The organism is Dysgonomonas termitidis, from assembly GCF_042654545.1.
Taxonomy (GTDB): Bacteria; Bacteroidota; Bacteroidia; order Bacteroidales; family Dysgonomonadaceae; genus Dysgonomonas; species Dysgonomonas termitidis.
Genome location: NZ_JBHSGN010000071.1, coordinates 37987 through 57547, shown reverse-complemented (window position 1 = coordinate 57547; position 19561 = coordinate 37987). Strand labels below are relative to the sequence as shown.

The following is a 19561-nucleotide window of genomic DNA, read 5'->3' as shown; positions in this document are numbered from 1 at the left end:
TATATTACGAATAATTTGTAACTTATAACTCATAACTCATAATTAAAAGACCATGCTTAAACTGATAAAAAACGATCCGTGGTTAGAGCCTTATGCGGAAGCAATAGAAGGACGATACGACTATGTGTTGAAAAGAGAAGCGGCTATAACCAATAATGGGAAAATAACCCTTTCCGATTTTGCATCGGGACATCTTTATTTCGGTTTGCATAAAACTGCCCGTATGTGGATATTCAGGGAATGGGCCCCGAATGCTACGGCCATATATATGGTAGGTGATTTCAACAACTGGCAGAAACAGGATGATTATAAACTCAACCGTAAAGATGGCGGTGAATGGGAACTGAAACTGCCTTTGAGTAAAATAAAGCATGGCGACCTGTTCAAACTCATCATGTGTTGGGATGGCGGCGAAGCCGAAAGAATCCCGGCTTGGGCTACACGGGTTGTACAGGACGATCACACCAAAATATTCAGCGCACAGGTCTGGTTCCCCGAAATCCCGTATGAGTTCAGTAAAAAAACATTTAAACCAAAAACCGATCCGCTGCTGATCTACGAATGCCACATAGGCATGGCGGCCGAATCGGAAAAGGTCGGCACATACGAAGAGTTCAGGCTGAATATCCTCCCCCGCATAAAAGAGGACGGTTATAATACCATCCAGATAATGGCTATCCAGGAGCATCCATACTACGGTTCGTTCGGGTACCATGTCTCCAGCTTTTTCGCGGCATCCTCGCGCTTCGGTACTCCGGACGAATTGAAACATCTGATAGATGATGCGCACGGGATGGGCATCGCCGTCATTATGGACATCGTACATTCCCATGCCGTAAAAAATGAAGTGGAAGGTCTCGGGCGTTTCGACGGATCATACTCCCAATACTTCCACGAAGGGAACAGGAGGGAGCATCCGGCCTGGGATTCGCTGAATTTCAATTACAATAAAGATGAAGTCATGCACTTCCTGCTTTCGAACTGTAAATACTGGCTGGAGGAATACAAGTTCGACGGATTCCGATTCGACGGAGTAACCTCGATGCTATATTACAGCCACGGGCTAGGCGATAATTTCACCGGTTATCAGGATTACTTCAATGGTAATGAGGACGGGGATGCTATCTGCTATCTCACTCTGGCCAACAAACTGATACATGAAGTAAATCCCAAAGCGATTACTATAGCCGAAGAAGTTAGCGGAATGCCCGGACTAGCAGCCAAAATCAAAGACGGCGGCTACGGATTCGACTACCGTATGGCGATGAACATACCCGACTACTGGATTAAAATAATCAAAGAAAGGAAAGACGAAGACTGGCATCCGACAAGCATCTTCTGGGAATTGACCAACAGGCGGGAAGACGAAAAGACAATCTCATACGCCGAAAGCCACGACCAGGCCCTGGTAGGAGACAAAACGATAATTTTCAGGCTAATAGACTCGGACATGTACTGGTATATGTCTAAGCATTATGGCAGCTCGCACATGACTGACAGAGGCATTGCCCTGCACAAGATAATCCGGCTTGTTACGGCATCGACTATCAACGGCGGGTATCTCAATTTCATGGGAAACGAATTTGGGCATCCCGAGTGGATAGATTTCCCCCGTGAAGGGAACGGCTGGTCTTATAAGTATGCACGCAGGCAATGGTGGCTGGCAGATAATCACGACCTCAAATATCATTTTCTTGGCGACTTCGACAAGGCAATGCTTACCCTGATCAGCAGTATTAAAGGATTCCAGAAAACACCTGTTATAAGATTGTGGGACAAGGACGAAGACCAGATATTAGCCTTTATGCGCGAAGATTACATATTTGTATTCAACTTCAATCCGGGCCAATCGTTTGTCGATTACGGATTTCTTGCACCTGAAGGAAAATACAAGGTAGTACTGGATACGGATTCGCCCGCTTTCGGAGGTAATGGGCTGACTGATGACTCCATCGAACATTTCACTGTTTCCGACGAATTGTATCACAAGGATGGTAAAGGCTGGCTGAAACTATATATTCCGGCACGGACGGCATTTGTGTTAAAGAAAATAAATTAACGGATAAATAACAGACGGACCGGATAACGAAGATTACCGGTCCGTTTTTACTTGATACAGAGCAATTTTAACCTTTTATAAACATTCAGGGCCGTTCGCTGTTCAATAGAGGAAACGAAACGCAGCGAAATAGACAAAGTTTGATTACTTTTGTATAAGAATTTTAATATAACGTGTAATAAGATGAATTTATATCCATTAAAGTTTAAACCCATCCTTAAATCCATTATCTGGGGTGGAGATGAAATATGTAAGTTTAAAGGTGTAACGCCCGGCCAGGACGGCATCGGCGAAAGTTGGGAAATATCCAGTGTAAAAGGCAATGTTTCTGTAGTTGCCAACGGAGAACTGGAGAATAAAGACCTGGGCGAAATAATAGATACTTACAAAGCTCAGTTGGTAGGGAAAAAGAATTTCGAGACTTTCGGCAACACATTCCCTTTGCTTATCAAATTTATTGATGCCCGCGACAATCTTTCCATACAAGTGCATCCCGACGATGAACTGGCAAAGAAAAGGCACGATTCGTTCGGCAAAACGGAAATGTGGTATGTTATAAACGCGACACCGTCGGCATTCCTGTATTCAGGTTTCGAAAAGCAAATGACTCCGGAATCATACGTTAAGAGCATTGAGGATAATACATTCGTAGACTCATTAGCAAAACACGATGTAAAAGCCGGAGATGTGTTCTTTCTCCCCGCAGGACGCGTACATGCTATCGGTGCCGGAACATTTATCGCCGAAATACAGCAAACATCGAACATCACATACCGTATCTACGACTATAACCGTAAAGACGCGAACGGTAACGGACGCGAACTTCATACCGAACTGGCGAAGGATGCGATAGATTTTAAACTGTACGATAATTATAAAAATTCATATACAAGAGCGGAGAATCAGCCTGTAAGGCTGGAATCGTGCCGATACTTTACCACGAATCTGCTGGAGGTGACCAAAGATATTACCAGAGATTACAGTGATACCGACTCGTTTGTTGCTTATATTTGCATGGGGGGAGTTTGCAGTATCAGGGACGATAAAGGAAACGACCTGCCTGTAAAGCAAGGCGAAACGATCCTCATTCCGGCCGATACCAAAAACATCGCAATCAGTCCGGAAGGGAATGTATTGCTTCTCGAAACATATGTCTAAAGGCAATTGAAAATATAAAACAATAGGAATACCACATATTTTCAGGCAAAACGGGAATCTGTGGTATTTGTATTTAAGGAAATTATGAAGGGAGTATTATTAGTAAACACAGGTAGTCCTAAAACATGTACACGACCGGATGTGAAGTTCTTTATAAGGGCTATGCTTTCCGATCCGTACGTAATGACCGTACCCGACTGGTTCCGCCCTATCCTGGTCAACGGACTTATAATACCTTTGAGGCAATTCAGTTCTACAGCCCATTACAGGATGATCTGGGATCATACAAAGGAAGATTCGCCTCTGCTCGATCATGCTAAATCCCTGGCAAAAAAACTTGAAACCCTAACGGATATGCCTGTCGAGGTAGCGATGAGATACGGACAACCTGATGTGCAATTGGCTCTGGAAAGACTGATGGCTAAAAACAACAGATTACATGAGGTCATCGTATTGCCATTATTCCCGCAGTATGCAGAATCTTCTTACAAAACGGTAGTTGATGAAGTTGGTAAAATCTTTTTCAAACGGCCATACCCTTTCCGGTTGAAAGTGATAGAACCTTATTTCCGGCATCCGGCATATATATCATCTCTGGCAAAAAGTATCAGGCCATACATAACCGAAGATTTCGACAAATTGATATTCACTTTCCACAGCCTGCCCCTTTCCCATGTAGAAGAAGGCTGGAAAAAAGGGAAAGAATTCGATTACGTTTATCAGACAAAGGAAACTGTCCGTCTTGTATTGAAAGAGCTGGATATGGAAATGAAAAGGACCAGACAGGTATATCATTCGGCAATGGGAAAAAAATGGCTCGGACCCAGCCTGGACGAAGTCATAGAAGAACAGGCCGAAGAACAGGCGAAGAAACTGCTGGTAATAGCACCGGGATTTGCTGCCGACAATCTGGAAACACTATACGATATCAACATAAAAGCAAAGGAACTCTTTATTGATAAAGGAGGGGCACAATTAACTTTTATCCCCTGCCTCAACAGTGAAGACTACTGGGTAGAAAGCGTCGCCAAAATAATTTCTTAGAATGAGTAACCCGGAAGGCTAATGAAACGTATATTATTTTTCAATGACAGTCTTGTGATGGGCGGTACGGAGATACTGCTGGTCGACCTCCTCAATCATCTGGCGGCTAAAGCGCAAATCACCCTTCTTTTGCCGGAACCGTCCGATAAGGATGTACTGTTACGTAAAGTATCACCGGCTGTTTCTATAAAATATTTATACCCGGACAACCTTCCTCATTTTCAAAAAAAGATATGGGAGAATATAATGATCTTCTTCCCCCGCATGTTTGCCAGGCAAAAGGGCATTTCCGAAAGTGAGTATGATGAAATTGTTTGTTTCAAGGAAACATTTTTCGCCCGTATTTTTGCAAAAATGAATATTCCCAAGATTCTCTGGATACATAATATTATTTATAAAAGAAAATATGAAACCCGTTCTTTCAGGGAAAAAATCTCAGTATGGCTGAATAAGAGACAATTAAAACTCGTAGAAAGGTCCTACGACAGTTTCGACAAAGTAATATGTGTATCCGATGCCGCGAAAAATGCTTATCTGTCCGTCTTGTATGATGGGAAAACCCCGAAGCAGGATGTCAGCGTATTATACAATGCCATAAACCTGGCCAAAGTAAAAGAAAAGGCGAAAGAACCAATTATTGATTTACCTCAAAGCGAGACTAACTTCATACTTATCACAAGAGCTTCACCCGAAAAACGGACAGACAGGCTTTTCAATGCCGTTATACGCCTCAAAGATGAAGGCTATAACTTCCATGTCTATATAATAGGAGACGGGATGGACAACCGGACAATGAGAGAAGAACTGATACAAAAGGAAATAAGCGGGATGATCACGCTAAAGGGGAGAATAGACAACCCTTTTCCATATATATTGCAGAACAAATGGTCCTTATGCGTATCGGAACGGGAAAGTTTCTCCCTCGCCCTGCTGGAATCGATGGCTTTAAATACCCCGGTAATAACCACAGACTGCGGAGGCCCGCGTGACATTGTAGGCAGAGGCAAATACGGCATACTTGTCAACAATAGCGCCGAAGGGGTTTACCGGGGGATGAAATCCGTATTGGATGATCCGGAACTCTCCGTTAAATACAGTGCGCACCTGGACGAAGCGGTGTCGAGGTTCGATTATCAGGGATGGCTGAAAAGCGTAGAAAAATTACTGGCCATTTAAAATATGATAACCTCTGAATTCCAATATAATTTTGTAAACTTGCAGCAGATTATTCGCTCTTATTTATTAACAATCAGGCAGACTTTTCAACAAGATATACATTGTTACACAAATTTAACATCCACTTCCTGTTTTTTATTATTTAATTTGTCATCAAAAAATATTAATAGCTTTTTATGGGAAAAATAATCGCATTAGCCAACCAAAAAGGCGGCGTAGGAAAAACAACAACTACAATCAATCTGGCGGCGTCACTGGCTGCACTCGAAAAAAAAGTATTGGTAGTCGATGCCGATCCGCAAGCCAATGCCTCCTCGGGTTTGGGCATTGATATCAAAAAAGTGAACAAGACCATCTACGAATGCCTGATTGGCACTGCCACTCCGGAAGAAGCAATCGTACCCACAGAGATAGAACGGCTTTATGTATTACCATCCCATATCAATCTGGTAGGGGCAGAACTGGAAATGCTGAATGTGGAAAACAGGGAAAAACAGCTGCGGGAAGTCCTCGTACCGCTTAAGCCCCATTACGATTATATACTGATAGATTGCTCTCCGTCGCTTGGATTGATTACAGTAAATGCTCTTACAGCCGCAGACTCAATAATTATACCTGTACAATGTGAATATTTTGCGCTGGAAGGAATAAGCAAATTACTCAATACTATAAAGATAATCAAAAATAAGCTGAATCCGGCCCTCGAAATAGAAGGCTTTCTTCTCACTATGTATGATGCACGCCTGCGTCTGGCCAACCAGATATATGAAGAAGTGAAAAGCCATTTCCAGGAACTGGTTTTCACCACTGTAATACAGCGGAATGTGAAGCTTAGCGAATCGCAAAGCTTTGCTCAACCGGTGCTTGTTTATGATGCAGCATCGAAAGGTTCTGTAAATCATATGCAGCTGGCACAAGAACTTATTGAGAAAAATTCTTAACTTTGCTTTCCTGATTAAATATTTAATAAATTGTTATGGCTAAGAAAATGGTGCTAGGAAGAGGGTTGGACGCCCTTATTACCATTGATGATGTAAAAACCGAGGGCTCCTCTTCGATCAACGAAATAGAGTTATCCAAAATACAGGTAAACCCTGATCAGCCCCGGCGTGTATTCGATGAAGAAGCATTGCAGGAACTGGCCGCATCTATTCGTCAGATAGGAGTTATCCAACCCATAACATTGCGTAAGATAGACGACGATCTATATCAGATCATCGCAGGAGAACGGCGTTACAGGGCCTCTTCAATTGCCGGATTAAGTTCAATTCCTGCCTATATCCGTACGGCCGAAGATGAAGCTGTGATGGAGATGGCACTGATAGAAAACATCCAGCGTGAAGACCTGAACTCCATAGAAATTGCACTGGCATACCAGAACCTTATCGAAGCATACAATCTTACCCAGGAACGTCTAAGCGAACGCATCGGCAAAAAAAGAACTACCATAGCCAACTATCTCCGCCTGCTGAAGTTACCTGCAGAAATACAGATGGGAATCAGGGATAAAAAAGTAGATATGGCACATGCGCGTACTCTTGTTACACTGGAAGATGCAGCTGCCCAACTCGAAGTTTACGAACTTATTCTGGAAGAAGGATTATCGGTAAGAAAGGTAGAAGAGTATGTAAGAGCAATAGCCAAAGGTGAAAAACTGGAAGACCTGCTCAAAGAAGAAAAAGTAGTAGAAACAGTAAAAAAATCAGGAGTAAAAAAAGCTACTCCCGAAGAATTTGAGATACTAAAAACTCACTTATCGAAATTCTTCTCCACCAAGGTACAGCTTACCTGTAACGAGAAGGGTAAAGGCAAAATAAGTATTCCGTTTAAAACAGAAGAAGAGTTGGAGAGAATAATTTCGATATTTGACCAATTGAAAAAATAAAACGAGGTATTTTCCGTAATATTATATATGAGGAGAGGTTTATTTATTTGTTTATGGTGCATGCTGGGTGGAATACTTCTTCCGTTGAATGCACAAGAACCTCAAGTTCAGGATTCCGTGCTTCGTTCAGATGGCAAACGTTTACCTGCCGATACTATAAAACCATTAATAAGCGAAAAAGCTGTGGTTTCAGTGGATTCGGTAATTACAATAAGTAAACATGAATTTAAACCCGATTCGAAAAAAGCAGTCATATATTCTGCTATTTTCCCGGGATTAGGACAATTTTACAATCGTAAGTACTGGAAACTGCCGATTGTATATGGAGGAGTACTCGGACTCACATATGCCATTACATGGAACGGGCGGGTATATAATGATTACAATCAGGCTTTCCGGGATTTGGTAACAGGTTCCGGTACCAGTTATACGAATTATTTAAGACCAGGACAAACTGTCGACGACTATGGCCGCGACAGGCTCCAATCAGCTCTGAAGAGCAAAAAGGATTTCTATAGAAGAAACAGGGACTTGGCCATTATTGCGGCCGTGGGGGTGTATGCGCTATGCATGATCGATGCTTATGTAGACGCGCAATTGTATGATTTTGATATGTCACCGGATCTCTCCATGAGAGTTACACCGGTATTCTGGCCACCGACATCTTATTCTAAAGCCTCGGTAGGGCTTCAATGTAGTATAAATTTTTAAACCGTGCAGAAACCTTACTCTATGTGAAACCTCTGCAAATACCATAAAGGAATACTTATGCTGAAAAAACTATTAATCACAGGGCTCTTCCTATCCGGCACACTTATCGTGTTAGGACAGTCCGGTCGTAGAGAATTGTCGGCACGTGACACATTAACTGACAGGTCGATAGTATATCCGGCAGACATGGAGCGCAATTACGACGAATTGCTGAAAAGCTGGAGTAATAATGTAAAATATGGTGATGATTGCCGTTCGAATGACGACAGTGCCGTATCTTTCAATGATTCTGTTTATATACAGAGATTATATTCTTTGCCGACCAAGATGGAACTGGTATTTAACCCCGTTGTGCGCGACTACATAGAAATGTATGCAGGCCGCCGGCGCAATCAGGTCAGCTATATGCTGGGGCAGGGCAAATACTACTTCCCTCTGTTCGAAGAAGCATTGGATAAAGAAGGCTTACCACTGGAACTCAAATACCTTCCGGTAATAGAATCGGCTCTGAACCCGATAGCACGCTCCAGAGTCGGTGCAACAGGTCTATGGCAATTCATGGCTCCTACCGGCAAGATGTATGATCTTGAAATAAACAGCCTCGTGGACGAACGCCGCGACCCGCTTAAATCGACAGACGCAGCTGCCAGATACCTGAAAGACTTATACGGAATCTATGGAGACTGGAATCTGGTAATCGCCGCTTACAACTGCGGGCCGGGTAATGTAAACAAAGCTATCCGCCGTAGTGGCGGGCAAACCGATTACTGGGCCATTTATCCCTATCTGCCACGGGAAACAAGAGGATACGTTCCGGCCTTTATAGCCGCCACATATATAATGAATTATTACAACGATCATAATATCTGTCCTGCCGAATGCAAAAATCCGGCTTCAATAGACTCTTTAATGATTGACAAAAATATTCATTTCCAACAAATTGCAGACAATCTGAACGTCTCGCTTGATGACCTGCGCCAGTTCAATCCTCAATTCAAGAGTGATATAATACCGGGTGATTATAAACACTATTCACTGAATCTCCCTATCGACAAGCTCTCTTTATTTCTGGATAAAAAAGACGACATCTATGCATATAAAGCAGACCAGTACCTGACTCACCGTAAAGTGGCGGGTGTTGATGCAGTGGGAGGCAACAGATCTGCCGGCGATGCTATCACATACAGGGTGAAAAGAGGAGATACATTATCCCGCCTGGCCAGCCGGTACGGCGTGACATCCAGCCAGATAAAACAATGGAATAATCTTGCTTCAAATAAATTAACAGTAGGAAGACGTCTGAAGATCTACAAGACAGAAGAACAACCGGCAGAAGAGATACTGGCATCTGACAATACATCGGCCGACACCACAGTCGTATCTGTTTCAGGGCTGACCAGAACCGTCTCCGTCCCTAAAGAAACCATCTCCTACTACAAAATCCGTAAAGGAGACACATGGGCAGGTATCGCAAAAAAGAACGGAGTCTCAGTCTCCGAACTAAAAGAATGGAACCGTTCGAATAAATTAATTGCAGGAAAACAACTAAAAATACAGAAGATAGAATATGTACAGATTCAGGAAGCGGTTAAACTCCCTGAACCCGAACTACCAACAGTAATTATAGATTCGACTTATACCGCCGACCTGATCGACGGATACCTGAAGAAAATTGTACGGGACGAATCCACATTGCCACGTGTTCGAATATCTACGACAGACTCTGAAGATCCGGACCGGAAAAATGCCGATGATTCAAAAATAATATATCACAAAGTAAAAATCGGGGAAACCATTACTCAGATAGCTGCCCGCTATAATGTTACAAAAAAGGACATTATAACGTGGAACAAGTTGTCATCCAATATGGCAAAAGTTGGTCAACGCCTGCTGATACTTCTTCCCGAACAGAACGACAGTGGCCAAACCAGTGATGGTACTCAAGCCAACAAAGGAAATAAATCGCTTACAGCCACAAATATGTAAGCAATTATAGAATAATTTAATCGTTAAATCAATTTTTATTATGATGCGAATAGCTCCTAATTAAAATTGATTTTACTATTTTTGTTCCTTACTCAAAACTTATGGCAAAAGAGGATACGCATACTCAGGATGATATTTTAATCGAGCAGGAATTTAATGCTCTTATCGACGATTACCTAAAAACGAATCACAGGCGCAAAGTCGAAATTATAACAAAAGCCTTTCTTTTTGCAAAGGAAGCGCATAAAGGCGCGCGCCGCCGTTCCGGGGAACCATATATATTACATCCTATTTCGGTTGCCCGTATCGTCTGCGGCGAAATCGGACTTGGATCGACCTCTATCTGTGCCGCGTTGCTGCACGACGTAGTGGAGGATACCGAATACACGGTCGAAGACATGAAAGTGCTGTTTGGAGATAAGATAGCACAGATAGTGGACGGACTCACAAAAATATCGAGCGGAATGTTCGGGGAGAATGTCTCGGCACAAGCCGAAAACTTCCGCAAGCTATTGCTCACCATGTCGGACGATATACGTGTGATACTGGTCAAAATAGCCGACCGACTGCATAATATGCGTACATTGGGCTCTATGGCTCCCGCCAAACAGTATAAGATAGCCGGGGAAACAATGTATATATATGCCCCACTGGCCCACCGTTTAGGCCTGTTCGCGATAAAGACAGAACTGGAAGAACTTAGCTTTAAATGGGAAAATCCCGAAGTATATAAAGATATACAGTACAAGTTACAGGCAACCTATAAAATCAGGTCCGATGTCTATCAGCATTTTGCCAAGCCTGTAGTTGAAAAGCTCAACGAACTCGGCTTCAAATACGAAATAAGGGCGCGGGAAAAATCGGTCTATTCCATCTGGAATAAAATGCAGGCAAAAGGTGTTCCCTTCGAAGAGATATATGACATTTTCGCCGTCCGTATCATCTTTGAAAACGAGCCGGGCATAGATGAGAAAAAGCGATGTTGGGATATATATTCAGTCATAACGGATATTTACAAACTTCGTCCCGACAGAATCAGGGATTGGGTGAGCCGCCCAAAAGCAAACGGTTATCAGGCACTACACCTCACCGTCATGGGACCCGACGGGCAATGGATCGAAATACAGATACGCAGCCGGCGCATGGATGACATAGCAGAAAAAGGATTCGCCGCGCACTGGAAATACAAAGAAGGAAAAATAGAAGAAGATACGGAACTGGACAAATGGCTGAAAACAATTAAAGAAATATTGGAAAGCCCCAGCCCCAACGCAATGGACTTCCTCGACACTATAAAATTAAACCTATACTCACAGGAAATCTTCGTTTTCACACCCAAGGGCGAGATAAGGACTCTGGCACAGGGAGCAACGGCCCTGGATTTTGCCTACGACCTGCATTCCGACATCGGAGACCATTGTATAGGAGCCAAAGTCAATCACAAACTGGTTCCTCTCAGCGAGAAACTGAATAGCGGGGATCAGGTGGAAATCCTGACTTCCAAATCCCAAATACCCAAATACGAGTGGCTCGGACTGGTAACAACAGCCAAAGCCCGCACCAAAATAGAATATGCCCTCAGGAAACATAAAAGAGAAGTAGCCAAACAGGGAGAAGAACTATTACTGAAAACCCTGGAAGGAACAACCGTTGAACTGACACCTGCGATCATAGACCAGATGCTGGACTATTATCAGAAACAGACCAAAGAAGATTTATATTACGCTATCGGCAACAATGATATATCCCTCCCTCAAAAAATAGAGAAATTATTGACCCTGAAGAAACAAAACTCCGACAATGTTTTGCTCAAATACATGAAGCAGGCTTTCCACGCTGTAAAGAAAACGGATAAGGACAAAGCCGAAAAACCGCAGGAATACGAACAAATAGATACTAAAAAAACATATATCCTCGAAGAAGACTCTTTTAACAAGAATTTCAGGATGCCTACCTGCTGCAACCCGATACCTGGTGATAAAGTATTCGGTTATCTGAATGACGATAATGAGGTAGATGTCCACAGCATACATTGCCCGATAGGACTAAAACTGAAGGCGAGCCACGGGGATAAGATCGTAAATCTGGAATGGGGAAGTTACACCCAGTTCCCTTTTCTTACCTCCATCATTGTTACAGGCATAGACCGGATGGGGATGCTGAACGATATCACAAAGGTAATTACAGCCGGTTCGTTGAATATCAAAGGAATGAACATAGAGTCGAATGACGGGGTATTCGAAGGAAGGATTATTGTTTATGTACATGACGTGAACGATCTGCAAACGTTATGCTCGCGCATAGCTAAAATAAAAGGCGTAAAAGCAGTAAACAGAAAACAAAGTGGAGCCTGAAAATCACATTGAGTATAAGAAAAGTAAACATATTGAGTTATTTATTATCAAAATTTGGTATAAAAAATTATTTTCACTACTTTTGTATTCGAAATAGAGGGAGAGGAGGCCGTGGCTTCCTCTTTGTTGTTCATAAAACAAATGATAGATAAAGATTTTATAAAAGATATAGCGGACAAGTTCTTACAGGAGACGCCAATGTTTCTTGTGGACGTGATTGTCAGGCCAGGCAATATCATTGTCGTAGAAATAGACAGCGACGATAGTATCGGGATCGACGATTGTATTGCGCTCAGCCGTGGTATAGAATCCCGTTTGGATAGAGATGCCGAAGATTTCGAACTGGAGGTAGGCTCTGCCGGCGTTACATCCCCCTTCAAAATACCCCGTCAGTATAAAAAAAATGAGGGTAACGAAGTCGAAGTACTTACAAAAGCAGGACAAAAGCTTTCCGGGATACTTAAAACTTCCGATAACAACGGATTTGTAATCACTGTTACAAAAATGGTAAAGCCGGAAGGTGCAAAAAAGAAAACGGCATTGGAAGAAGATCTTTCATTTGCCTATGACGAAGTGAAATATACAAAATACTTAATACGATTTAAATAACTGTTATGGCTAAAAAGGAAGTTATTAGTATGATCGATACTTTTTCAGAATTCAAAGAACTGAAAAATATTGACAGGATGACAATGATAAGCGTTCTCGAAGATTCGTTCCGCAATGTGATAGCGAAACTCTTCGGATCGAATGACAATTATGATGTAATTATCAATCCTGATAAAGGAGACCTTGAAATATGGCGCAACCGTACCATTGTGGAAGATGATGAACTTGAGGATGAGAATACCCAGATCTCACTTACGGCCGCAAGAAAAATAGATGAAGATTTTGAGGTAGGCGAAGACGTAACCGACGAAGTTTTCTTCGAAGACTTTGGCCGCCGTGCTATCCTGAACCTACGCCAGACCCTGACTTCAAAAATACTGGAACTCCAGAAGGAAGGACTTTATAACCGTTACAAAGAAAAAATCGGGGAAATCGTATCCGGAGAAGTATATCAGATATGGAAAAAGGAAATATTGCTTCTCGATGACGAAAAAGAAGAACTTCTTTTGCCTAAAACAGAACAAATCCCCAGCGATTTCTTCCGCAAGGGCGAGCATGTGCGCGCGGTGGTGGAAAGAGTAGAAAATAAGAATAACAATCCTAAAATTATACTGTCACGTACCTCTCCCGTATTACTCGAAAGACTGCTGGAGATTGAAGTTCCGGAAATAAACGACGGATTGATAACAATAAAGAACATAGCCCGCATACCGGGAGAAAGAGCGAAGGTAGCCGTAGAATCATATGACGACCGCATCGACCCTGTAGGCGCCTGTGTGGGTATGAAAGGATCGCGTATACATGGTATCGTTCGGGAGTTGCGTAACGAGAACATCGATATTATCAACTATACGCCTAACATGAGCCTGTTCATTCAGCGCGCCCTTAGTCCGGCAAAAATAACTTCGGTTAAACTGAATGAAGAAGAGAAACGCGCGGAAGTACTGCTTCGCCCCGAAGAAGTTTCCCTGGCTATCGGAAAAGGAGGTTTCAACATCAAGTTGGCGAGTATGCTCACAGGTTACACCATCGATGTATATCGCGACATTGACGACTTTGATGAAGAAGATATCTATCTGGATGAGTTCCGCGATGAAATCGACGGATGGGTTATCGACCAATTGAAGAAAATCGGTTGTGTTACAGCCAAGAATGTACTGGCCGCTGACAGAGATAAGCTTATACAAGAAGCAGACCTTGAAGAGGATACAGTGGATGAAATATTAAATATTCTGCGTGCGGAATTTGACGATGAAAGTAAGTCCTGATTTGGTTATTCGCTGATTTCTTAATACTTTTGTATTCGGAGCATCTTGGCAGAACTTACCATTCGTGCATATAACAAGAATATTTACGGGTTCACTGTCCATTTTTTTGATTTAAAAAGAGAATATGTCTATAAGATTAATAAAAATATCCAAAGATTTGAATGTAGGGATCAACAGTCTGGTTGAATTCCTACATAAAAAAGGATTTGATGTAGAATCGAATCCTAATGCAAAAGTTGACGGTGAACAACATGAATTACTTGTGAAAGAATTCGGCAATAATGCTGATTTTGAAGCTCTTCTCAGAAACCGCAAGGAAAGAGAAAAAGAAAGAGAAGAAGTTCAAGCCCCTAAAGAAGCAGAGGATGTTGCTCCTAAAAAACAAGAACCTGAAGAAATCAGAACTGAAGTACCCGAATCTTTTAAACCACATGTACAAGTAGTGGATAAAATAGATCTGGAAGCACTGAATAAACCTAAAAAGGCAGAGGTAAAAGAAGTGGTGGAAGAAGAACCGGAGATAACCGCTGTTGAGCCTGTTATTGAAACAAAGGTAGAAACGCCTCTCCCCGAACCCACACCTGAGCCCGAACCGGAACCTGTCGTTAAAAAAGAAGAAGTAAAAGAAGAACCTGTGTTGATAGTAGAAGAAAAAGAACAAGAGCCGAAAATTCCCACTCCGGTTGTAGCACCGGTAGTCGAAGAAGAAAAAGAAGAGGACGATATTTTCAGACTCAACAAAACCACAATCAAGTCGAACATTGTGGTCAAAGGTTCCATAGACCTTAGTTCGATCAATGACAAGACGCGTCCTGCCAAGAAAACGAAAGCAGAAAAGAAAAAAGAGCGTCTTGAAAAAGAACAGCAGGATCAGAGAAAGGTAAAAGAAAATACCGTTCGTCTCCTGAAAAAAGAAACCGACGAAGAAGCAAAAAAACGGAAAGCAAGCAGCGATGAAGCAGAAGACGCCGCTAAGAAAAAACGCAACCGTATAAAACGAGGTAAAGTAGATATTGAAAAAGGTGTTCCCCCTCAAGGCGGAGGAGGCGGAGGCGGAGGAGGCCAGCATCATGCCGGCAGTGGCGGTGACCGCACCAAACATAATCTGCGCAAACCTATTATTAAGCAGGCTGTGAACGAAGAAGACGTTCAGAAGCAAATAAAGGAAACATTAGCCCGTCTGACCGGAAAAGGAGGTAAGAACAAAGGTGCTAAATACAGAAAAGAAAAACGTGATGCCTTCTCCCAAAAATACCAGGAAGAACTGGAAATGCAGGAGCAGGAAAGCAAAACACTCAAAATCACAGAATTTGTAACAGCCAACGATCTGGCAAACATGATGAATGTTCCGGTAGTAAAAGTTATTTCTACCTGTATGAGCATCGGCATCATGGTGTCCATCAATCAGCGTCTGGATGCGGAAACGATCAATATCGTCGCTGAAGAGTTCGGATTCAAAACAGAATATGTAAGCGCGGAAGTAGTTGAAGCCATCAACGAAGAAGAAGACAATGCAGACGACCTGGAACCCCGTGCACCAATCGTTACGGTAATGGGACACGTAGACCACGGTAAGACTTCACTGCTCGACAATATACGCCAAACCAACGTTATCGCCGGCGAAGCAGGGGGAATCACCCAGCATATCGGGGCATACAACGTCAAACTGAAGTCGGGACGCCGTATCACATTCCTGGATACTCCCGGACACGAGGCCTTTACGGCGATGCGTGCACGTGGTGCGAAAGTAACGGATATCGCGATCATCATTGTGGCTGCCGACGACAATGTCATGCCACAGACGGTAGAGGCGATCAACCATGCTTCTGCGGCAGGCGTACCTATCGTTTTTGCGATAAACAAAATAGATAAGCCGGGTGCAAACCCCGAAAAGATAAAAGAAACCCTTGCCGGAATGAATTACCTGGTAGAAGACTGGGGAGGAAAATACCAGTCTCAGGATATTTCAGCTAAACAAGGTTTAGGGGTAGATGAATTATTGGAAAAAGTTCTTCTCGAAGCAGAATTACTTGACCTGAAAGCAAATCCTAACAGAAGAGCGACAGGTTCGGTTATAGAATCCTCCCTCGATAAAGGCAGAGGATACCTGTCCACCGTACTTGTTGAGAACGGTACCCTCAAGAAAGGAGACATCGTTCTTGCAGGAACATACTTCGGCCGTGTAAAAGCAATGTTCAATGAACGTAATGCCAGCATAGACGCGGCAGCTCCGGCAGCTCCGGCACTCGTCTTAGGACTAAACGGCGCTCCGCAGGCAGGAGATATATTCCATGTGCTGGAAACAGAGCAGGAAGCTCGTGAAATTGCGACAAAACGTGAGCAGTTGCAGCGCGAACAAGGTCTCCGCACACAGAAGATACTTACACTCGACGACATAGGACGCCGTATCGCTATCGGAAACTTCCAGCAGCTGAACGTAATCGTCAAAGGTGATGTGGACGGTTCGGTAGAAGCCCTTTCCGATTCCCTTATCAGGCTGTCGACTGAAGAAATACAGGTAAATGTGATCCATAAAGCTGTAGGTCAGATATCCGAATCGGATATTGTACTGGCCGCAGCCTCCGATGCCATTATTATCGGATTCCAGGTGCGTCCGTCACAGGCAGCCCGCAGGGCAGCAGAAAAAGACGGCGTTGAAATCCGCTTGTATTCTATTATATACGATGCCATCGAAGAGGTTAAATCCGCTATGGAAGGTATGCTTTCTCCTGAAATAAAAGAAGTATTGACCGGATATGTGGAAGTACGCGAAGTGTTCAAGATTACAAAAGTCGGCACAGTTGCAGGATGTATGGTTAAAGAAGGTAAACTTAAGAGAGCCAACAAAATACGACTTATACGCGATGGTATTGTGATTTACTCCGGAGAGCTGGGTTCACTGAAACGTTTCAAAGACGATGTGAAAGAAGTTGCCGCCGGATATGAGTGCGGACTGAATATCCATAATTATAATGATATAAAAATAGGTGACGTAATTGAACCTTTTGAAGAAATAGAGGTAAAGAAAACATTGTAATTAAAAAATATTACATATCTTTGTACTCATTATGAAATAACCTAAGAAAAACCAATTGATAGTTGTTGACAAGCAATCTTGCCTTGAAAGTCGGTGGTACTAACCATGCCACCGAAACACACAACTATCAACAGGTTTAAAGGTTAATCCGTTTCTTCGTCAGATTATATAAGTTGTGTTACTACAAAACAGCAATTATCGTGATGAAAAAAATCATTTTAATATCAATCATTGCCCTTTCGCTCCTCTTTGTGGAGAATACTGTTGCCCAGACTGTGCAGCAAATAGCCTTTGTTAATTCAAATGAACTTCTCGAAGCAATACCTGACAAGGTAACTGCGACAAATACAATCAATGATTTGAATAAAAAGTACAAAGACGAACTGCAAGTGATGCAGAATGATTATAATAAAAAATATTCCGATTTTATTTCATATCAGAACTCGATGGCAGACAATGTACGTCTTCGCCGTATGCAGGAGTTGTATGAGCTCGAACGCCAGATAAACAACTTTATGAAAGTGGCGCAGGATGACATCCTGAATCAGGAACAGATACTGATAGCACCTCTGCGCAAGAAAGTGAAAGATGCCATCTATCAGGTAGGAATAGAACAAGGCTTCGTCTGCATTTATGACCTGGCTAATCCGGCCATAGCATTTGTTACTCCGGATGCTACGAATGCAACGGATCTTGTAAAGCAAAAGCTGGGTGTAAGGTAGAAACAACAGGACACAAAATAACGATAGTAAAATGCTTCTGTACACAGGAGCATTTTTTTTGCACCTGGTGGTTGTATGACTGATAATATAGGATTTCAAAGTATCGGGAGCACAGAATTAATATTTTCGAAGAAGTTTATCTATAGAATAAGAGCCGGTAGCCTTTAGCTGTTAGCTGATAGCTCTTTGAAATATTGATTAAAGCAGTTACGAGTTACGAGTAGACAAGATACGAGATACAAGTTGTTAACTGATGACTGTTTACTGTTCACTGTTCACTGATATATCTGTTACCTTTGTTACCTTTTGCGCCTTAGCGTCTCTGCATGAAATACTGTTTACTGATGACTGTTTACTGTTTACTGATATATCTGTTACTTTTGTTACCTTTTAACAGTTACGAGTTTGACTCGCCTTCGCTTCGGCGAATGTTATTTCTGCGCCCTTTGGGCAGTTACAACTTACAGGTTGGCTAGCGCCCTATTTTGTTTCACGCAAAGACGCAAAGGCGCAATTTTTTTTACATCTTACGGGTTAATGACTGTTTACTGCTAACTGTTTACTGTTAACTGATATGTGTTACCTTTTTTTTACTATCGGGGACAGTCTCTTCCTGATAACAGGATGATAATAAGTGGCGGGAAAAAGGATTCCTGATTATTCATTATTCATTCTTAATTATTTTCTATCTTTGAATCATTAAATCACTATATATATGCTTAAAGCTGGACCTATCGGCGTATTTGATTCAGGCTACGGAGGATTGACCATCCTTTCCGAAATACAATCGCTGATGCCTGAATACGACTATTGTTATCTCGGAGATAATTCCCGTGCACCATACGGTTCACGTTCTTTCGATGTTGTATATGAGTTCACGAAACAAGCCGTATTAAGTCTGTTCGACATGGGTTGCAACCTCGTAATACTGGCATGCAACACAGCATCAGCAAAGGCTCTGCGTACAATCCAGCAAAAAGACCTGCCATATATAAATCCGGATAAAAGAGTATTGGGCGTTATCCGACCTACAGCCGAAATTATAGGACCTATAACCAAAAGCAGGCATGTCGGTATTTTAGGTACGACAGGAACTATACAATCCGAATCGTATCCTATCGAAATCAATAAGCTTTTCCCGGATATTAAAGTATCAGGCGAAGCGTGCCCCATGTGGGTACCTTTGGTCGAAAACAGAGAATATGAAAATGAAGGGGCGGATTACTTCATCAAAAAGAATCTCTCCAATATCCTTTCCAAAGACCCGCAAATAGATACACTTATACTTGGGTGCACTCACTATCCCTTGCTTTTGGATAAAATAAAGTCGTTCCTGCCGGATGGTATAATAGCCATACCCCAAGGCGAATACATTGCCCGTAGTCTGCAAGATTATCTGCATCGCCATCCCGAAATGGACAAAGTATGCACAAAGGGCGGTGTAACAAAGTATTTCACGACAGAATCGCCGCAAAAATTTTCAGAGGCCGCGACAATATTCTTGAATAAAGATATTGAGGTGAACCGGATCACCCTCGAATAGAAAAACTTT

The 19561-nt window shown here is 42.5% G+C and carries 13 protein-coding genes and 1 pseudogene; all 14 read left to right on the top strand.

Annotated elements, in window-relative coordinates; genetic code table 11:
- Positions 1-52: 52 nt before the first annotated feature.
- On the top strand, positions 53-2059 hold the full coding sequence (locus tag ACFO6W_RS11160; protein WP_379996380.1) for an alpha amylase C-terminal domain-containing protein: 2007 nt from the start codon (positions 53-55) through the stop codon (positions 2057-2059).
- A gap of 183 nt (positions 2060-2242) precedes the next feature.
- Positions 2243-3217 carry a type I phosphomannose isomerase catalytic subunit gene (locus ACFO6W_RS11155; RefSeq protein WP_379996378.1) on the top strand — a complete coding sequence of 325 codons (975 nt, stop codon included), beginning with the start codon at positions 2243-2245 and terminating at the stop codon, positions 3215-3217.
- A gap of 84 nt (positions 3218-3301) precedes the next feature.
- A complete protein-coding gene (gene hemH / locus ACFO6W_RS11150; RefSeq protein ID WP_379996376.1) occupies positions 3302-4261 on the top strand; it encodes a ferrochelatase in 960 nt (319 codons plus the stop codon).
- 21 nt (positions 4262-4282) lie between these two features.
- Positions 4283-5437 carry a glycosyltransferase gene (locus ACFO6W_RS11145; RefSeq protein WP_379996374.1) on the top strand — a complete coding sequence of 385 codons (1155 nt, stop codon included), beginning with the start codon at positions 4283-4285 and terminating at the stop codon, positions 5435-5437.
- A gap of 176 nt (positions 5438-5613) precedes the next feature.
- Positions 5614-6378, top strand: a complete 765-nt coding sequence (locus ACFO6W_RS11140) for a ParA family protein (RefSeq protein ID WP_379996371.1) — start codon at positions 5614-5616, stop codon at positions 6376-6378.
- A 35-nt stretch (positions 6379-6413) separates the two neighbouring features.
- Positions 6414-7322 (top strand): ParB/RepB/Spo0J family partition protein, encoded by a 909-nt coding sequence (locus tag ACFO6W_RS11135; RefSeq protein WP_379996369.1) that lies wholly within the window; start codon positions 6414-6416, stop codon positions 7320-7322.
- A 27-nt stretch (positions 7323-7349) separates the two neighbouring features.
- Positions 7350-8033: a DUF5683 domain-containing protein gene (locus tag ACFO6W_RS11130; protein ID WP_379996367.1), complete on the top strand. Its 684-nt coding sequence runs from the start codon at positions 7350-7352 to the stop codon at positions 8031-8033.
- Positions 8034-8093: 60 nt separating this feature from the next.
- A pseudogene (locus ACFO6W_RS11125) lies at positions 8094-9347 on the top strand (lytic transglycosylase domain-containing protein); the annotation flags it as partial.
- Between the two features lie 773 nt (positions 9348-10120).
- Positions 10121-12373 carry a RelA/SpoT family protein gene (locus ACFO6W_RS11115; protein ID WP_379996365.1) on the top strand — a complete coding sequence of 751 codons (2253 nt, stop codon included), beginning with the start codon at positions 10121-10123 and terminating at the stop codon, positions 12371-12373.
- Positions 12374-12514: 141 nt separating this feature from the next.
- Positions 12515-12982: a ribosome assembly cofactor RimP gene (gene rimP / locus ACFO6W_RS11110; protein ID WP_379996363.1), complete on the top strand. Its 468-nt coding sequence runs from the start codon at positions 12515-12517 to the stop codon at positions 12980-12982.
- Between the two features lie 5 nt (positions 12983-12987).
- Positions 12988-14250 carry a transcription termination factor NusA gene (gene nusA, locus ACFO6W_RS11105; protein WP_379996361.1) on the top strand — a complete coding sequence of 421 codons (1263 nt, stop codon included), beginning with the start codon at positions 12988-12990 and terminating at the stop codon, positions 14248-14250.
- A gap of 124 nt (positions 14251-14374) precedes the next feature.
- Entirely contained in the window at positions 14375-17287 is a 2913-nt protein-coding gene (infB, locus tag ACFO6W_RS11100; RefSeq protein ID WP_379996359.1) for a translation initiation factor IF-2, read from the top strand.
- Between the two features lie 203 nt (positions 17288-17490).
- Complete coding sequence (locus ACFO6W_RS11095; RefSeq protein WP_379996357.1) at positions 17491-18009, top strand: OmpH/Skp family outer membrane protein; 519 nt, start codon at positions 17491-17493, stop codon at positions 18007-18009.
- Positions 18010-18724: 715 nt separating this feature from the next.
- A complete protein-coding gene (murI, locus tag ACFO6W_RS11090) occupies positions 18725-19552 on the top strand; it encodes a glutamate racemase (RefSeq protein WP_379996355.1) in 828 nt (275 codons plus the stop codon).
- Positions 19553-19561 lie beyond the last annotated feature (9 nt).

What these genes read in the sequence shown, in the direction of transcription:
- ACFO6W_RS11160 (WP_379996380.1), top strand. Translation starts at nt 53, where the DNA reads ATGCTTAAACTGATAAAAAACGATCCGTGGTTAGAGCCTTATGCGGAA.
- ACFO6W_RS11155 (WP_379996378.1), top strand. Translation starts at nt 2,243, where the DNA reads ATGAATTTATATCCATTAAAGTTTAAACCCATCCTTAAATCCATTATC.
- hemH (WP_379996376.1), top strand. Translation starts at nt 3,302, where the DNA reads ATGAAGGGAGTATTATTAGTAAACACAGGTAGTCCTAAAACATGTACA.
- ACFO6W_RS11145 (WP_379996374.1), top strand. Translation starts at nt 4,283, where the DNA reads ATGAAACGTATATTATTTTTCAATGACAGTCTTGTGATGGGCGGTACG.
- ACFO6W_RS11140 (WP_379996371.1), top strand. Translation starts at nt 5,614, where the DNA reads ATGGGAAAAATAATCGCATTAGCCAACCAAAAAGGCGGCGTAGGAAAA.
- ACFO6W_RS11135 (WP_379996369.1), top strand. Translation starts at nt 6,414, where the DNA reads ATGGCTAAGAAAATGGTGCTAGGAAGAGGGTTGGACGCCCTTATTACC.
- ACFO6W_RS11130 (WP_379996367.1), top strand. Translation starts at nt 7,350, where the DNA reads ATGAGGAGAGGTTTATTTATTTGTTTATGGTGCATGCTGGGTGGAATA.
- ACFO6W_RS11115 (WP_379996365.1), top strand. Translation starts at nt 10,121, where the DNA reads ATGGCAAAAGAGGATACGCATACTCAGGATGATATTTTAATCGAGCAG.
- rimP (WP_379996363.1), top strand. Translation starts at nt 12,515, where the DNA reads ATGATAGATAAAGATTTTATAAAAGATATAGCGGACAAGTTCTTACAG.
- nusA (WP_379996361.1), top strand. Translation starts at nt 12,988, where the DNA reads ATGGCTAAAAAGGAAGTTATTAGTATGATCGATACTTTTTCAGAATTC.
- infB (WP_379996359.1), top strand. Translation starts at nt 14,375, where the DNA reads ATGTCTATAAGATTAATAAAAATATCCAAAGATTTGAATGTAGGGATC.
- ACFO6W_RS11095 (WP_379996357.1), top strand. Translation starts at nt 17,491, where the DNA reads ATGAAAAAAATCATTTTAATATCAATCATTGCCCTTTCGCTCCTCTTT.
- murI (WP_379996355.1), top strand. Translation starts at nt 18,725, where the DNA reads ATGCTTAAAGCTGGACCTATCGGCGTATTTGATTCAGGCTACGGAGGA.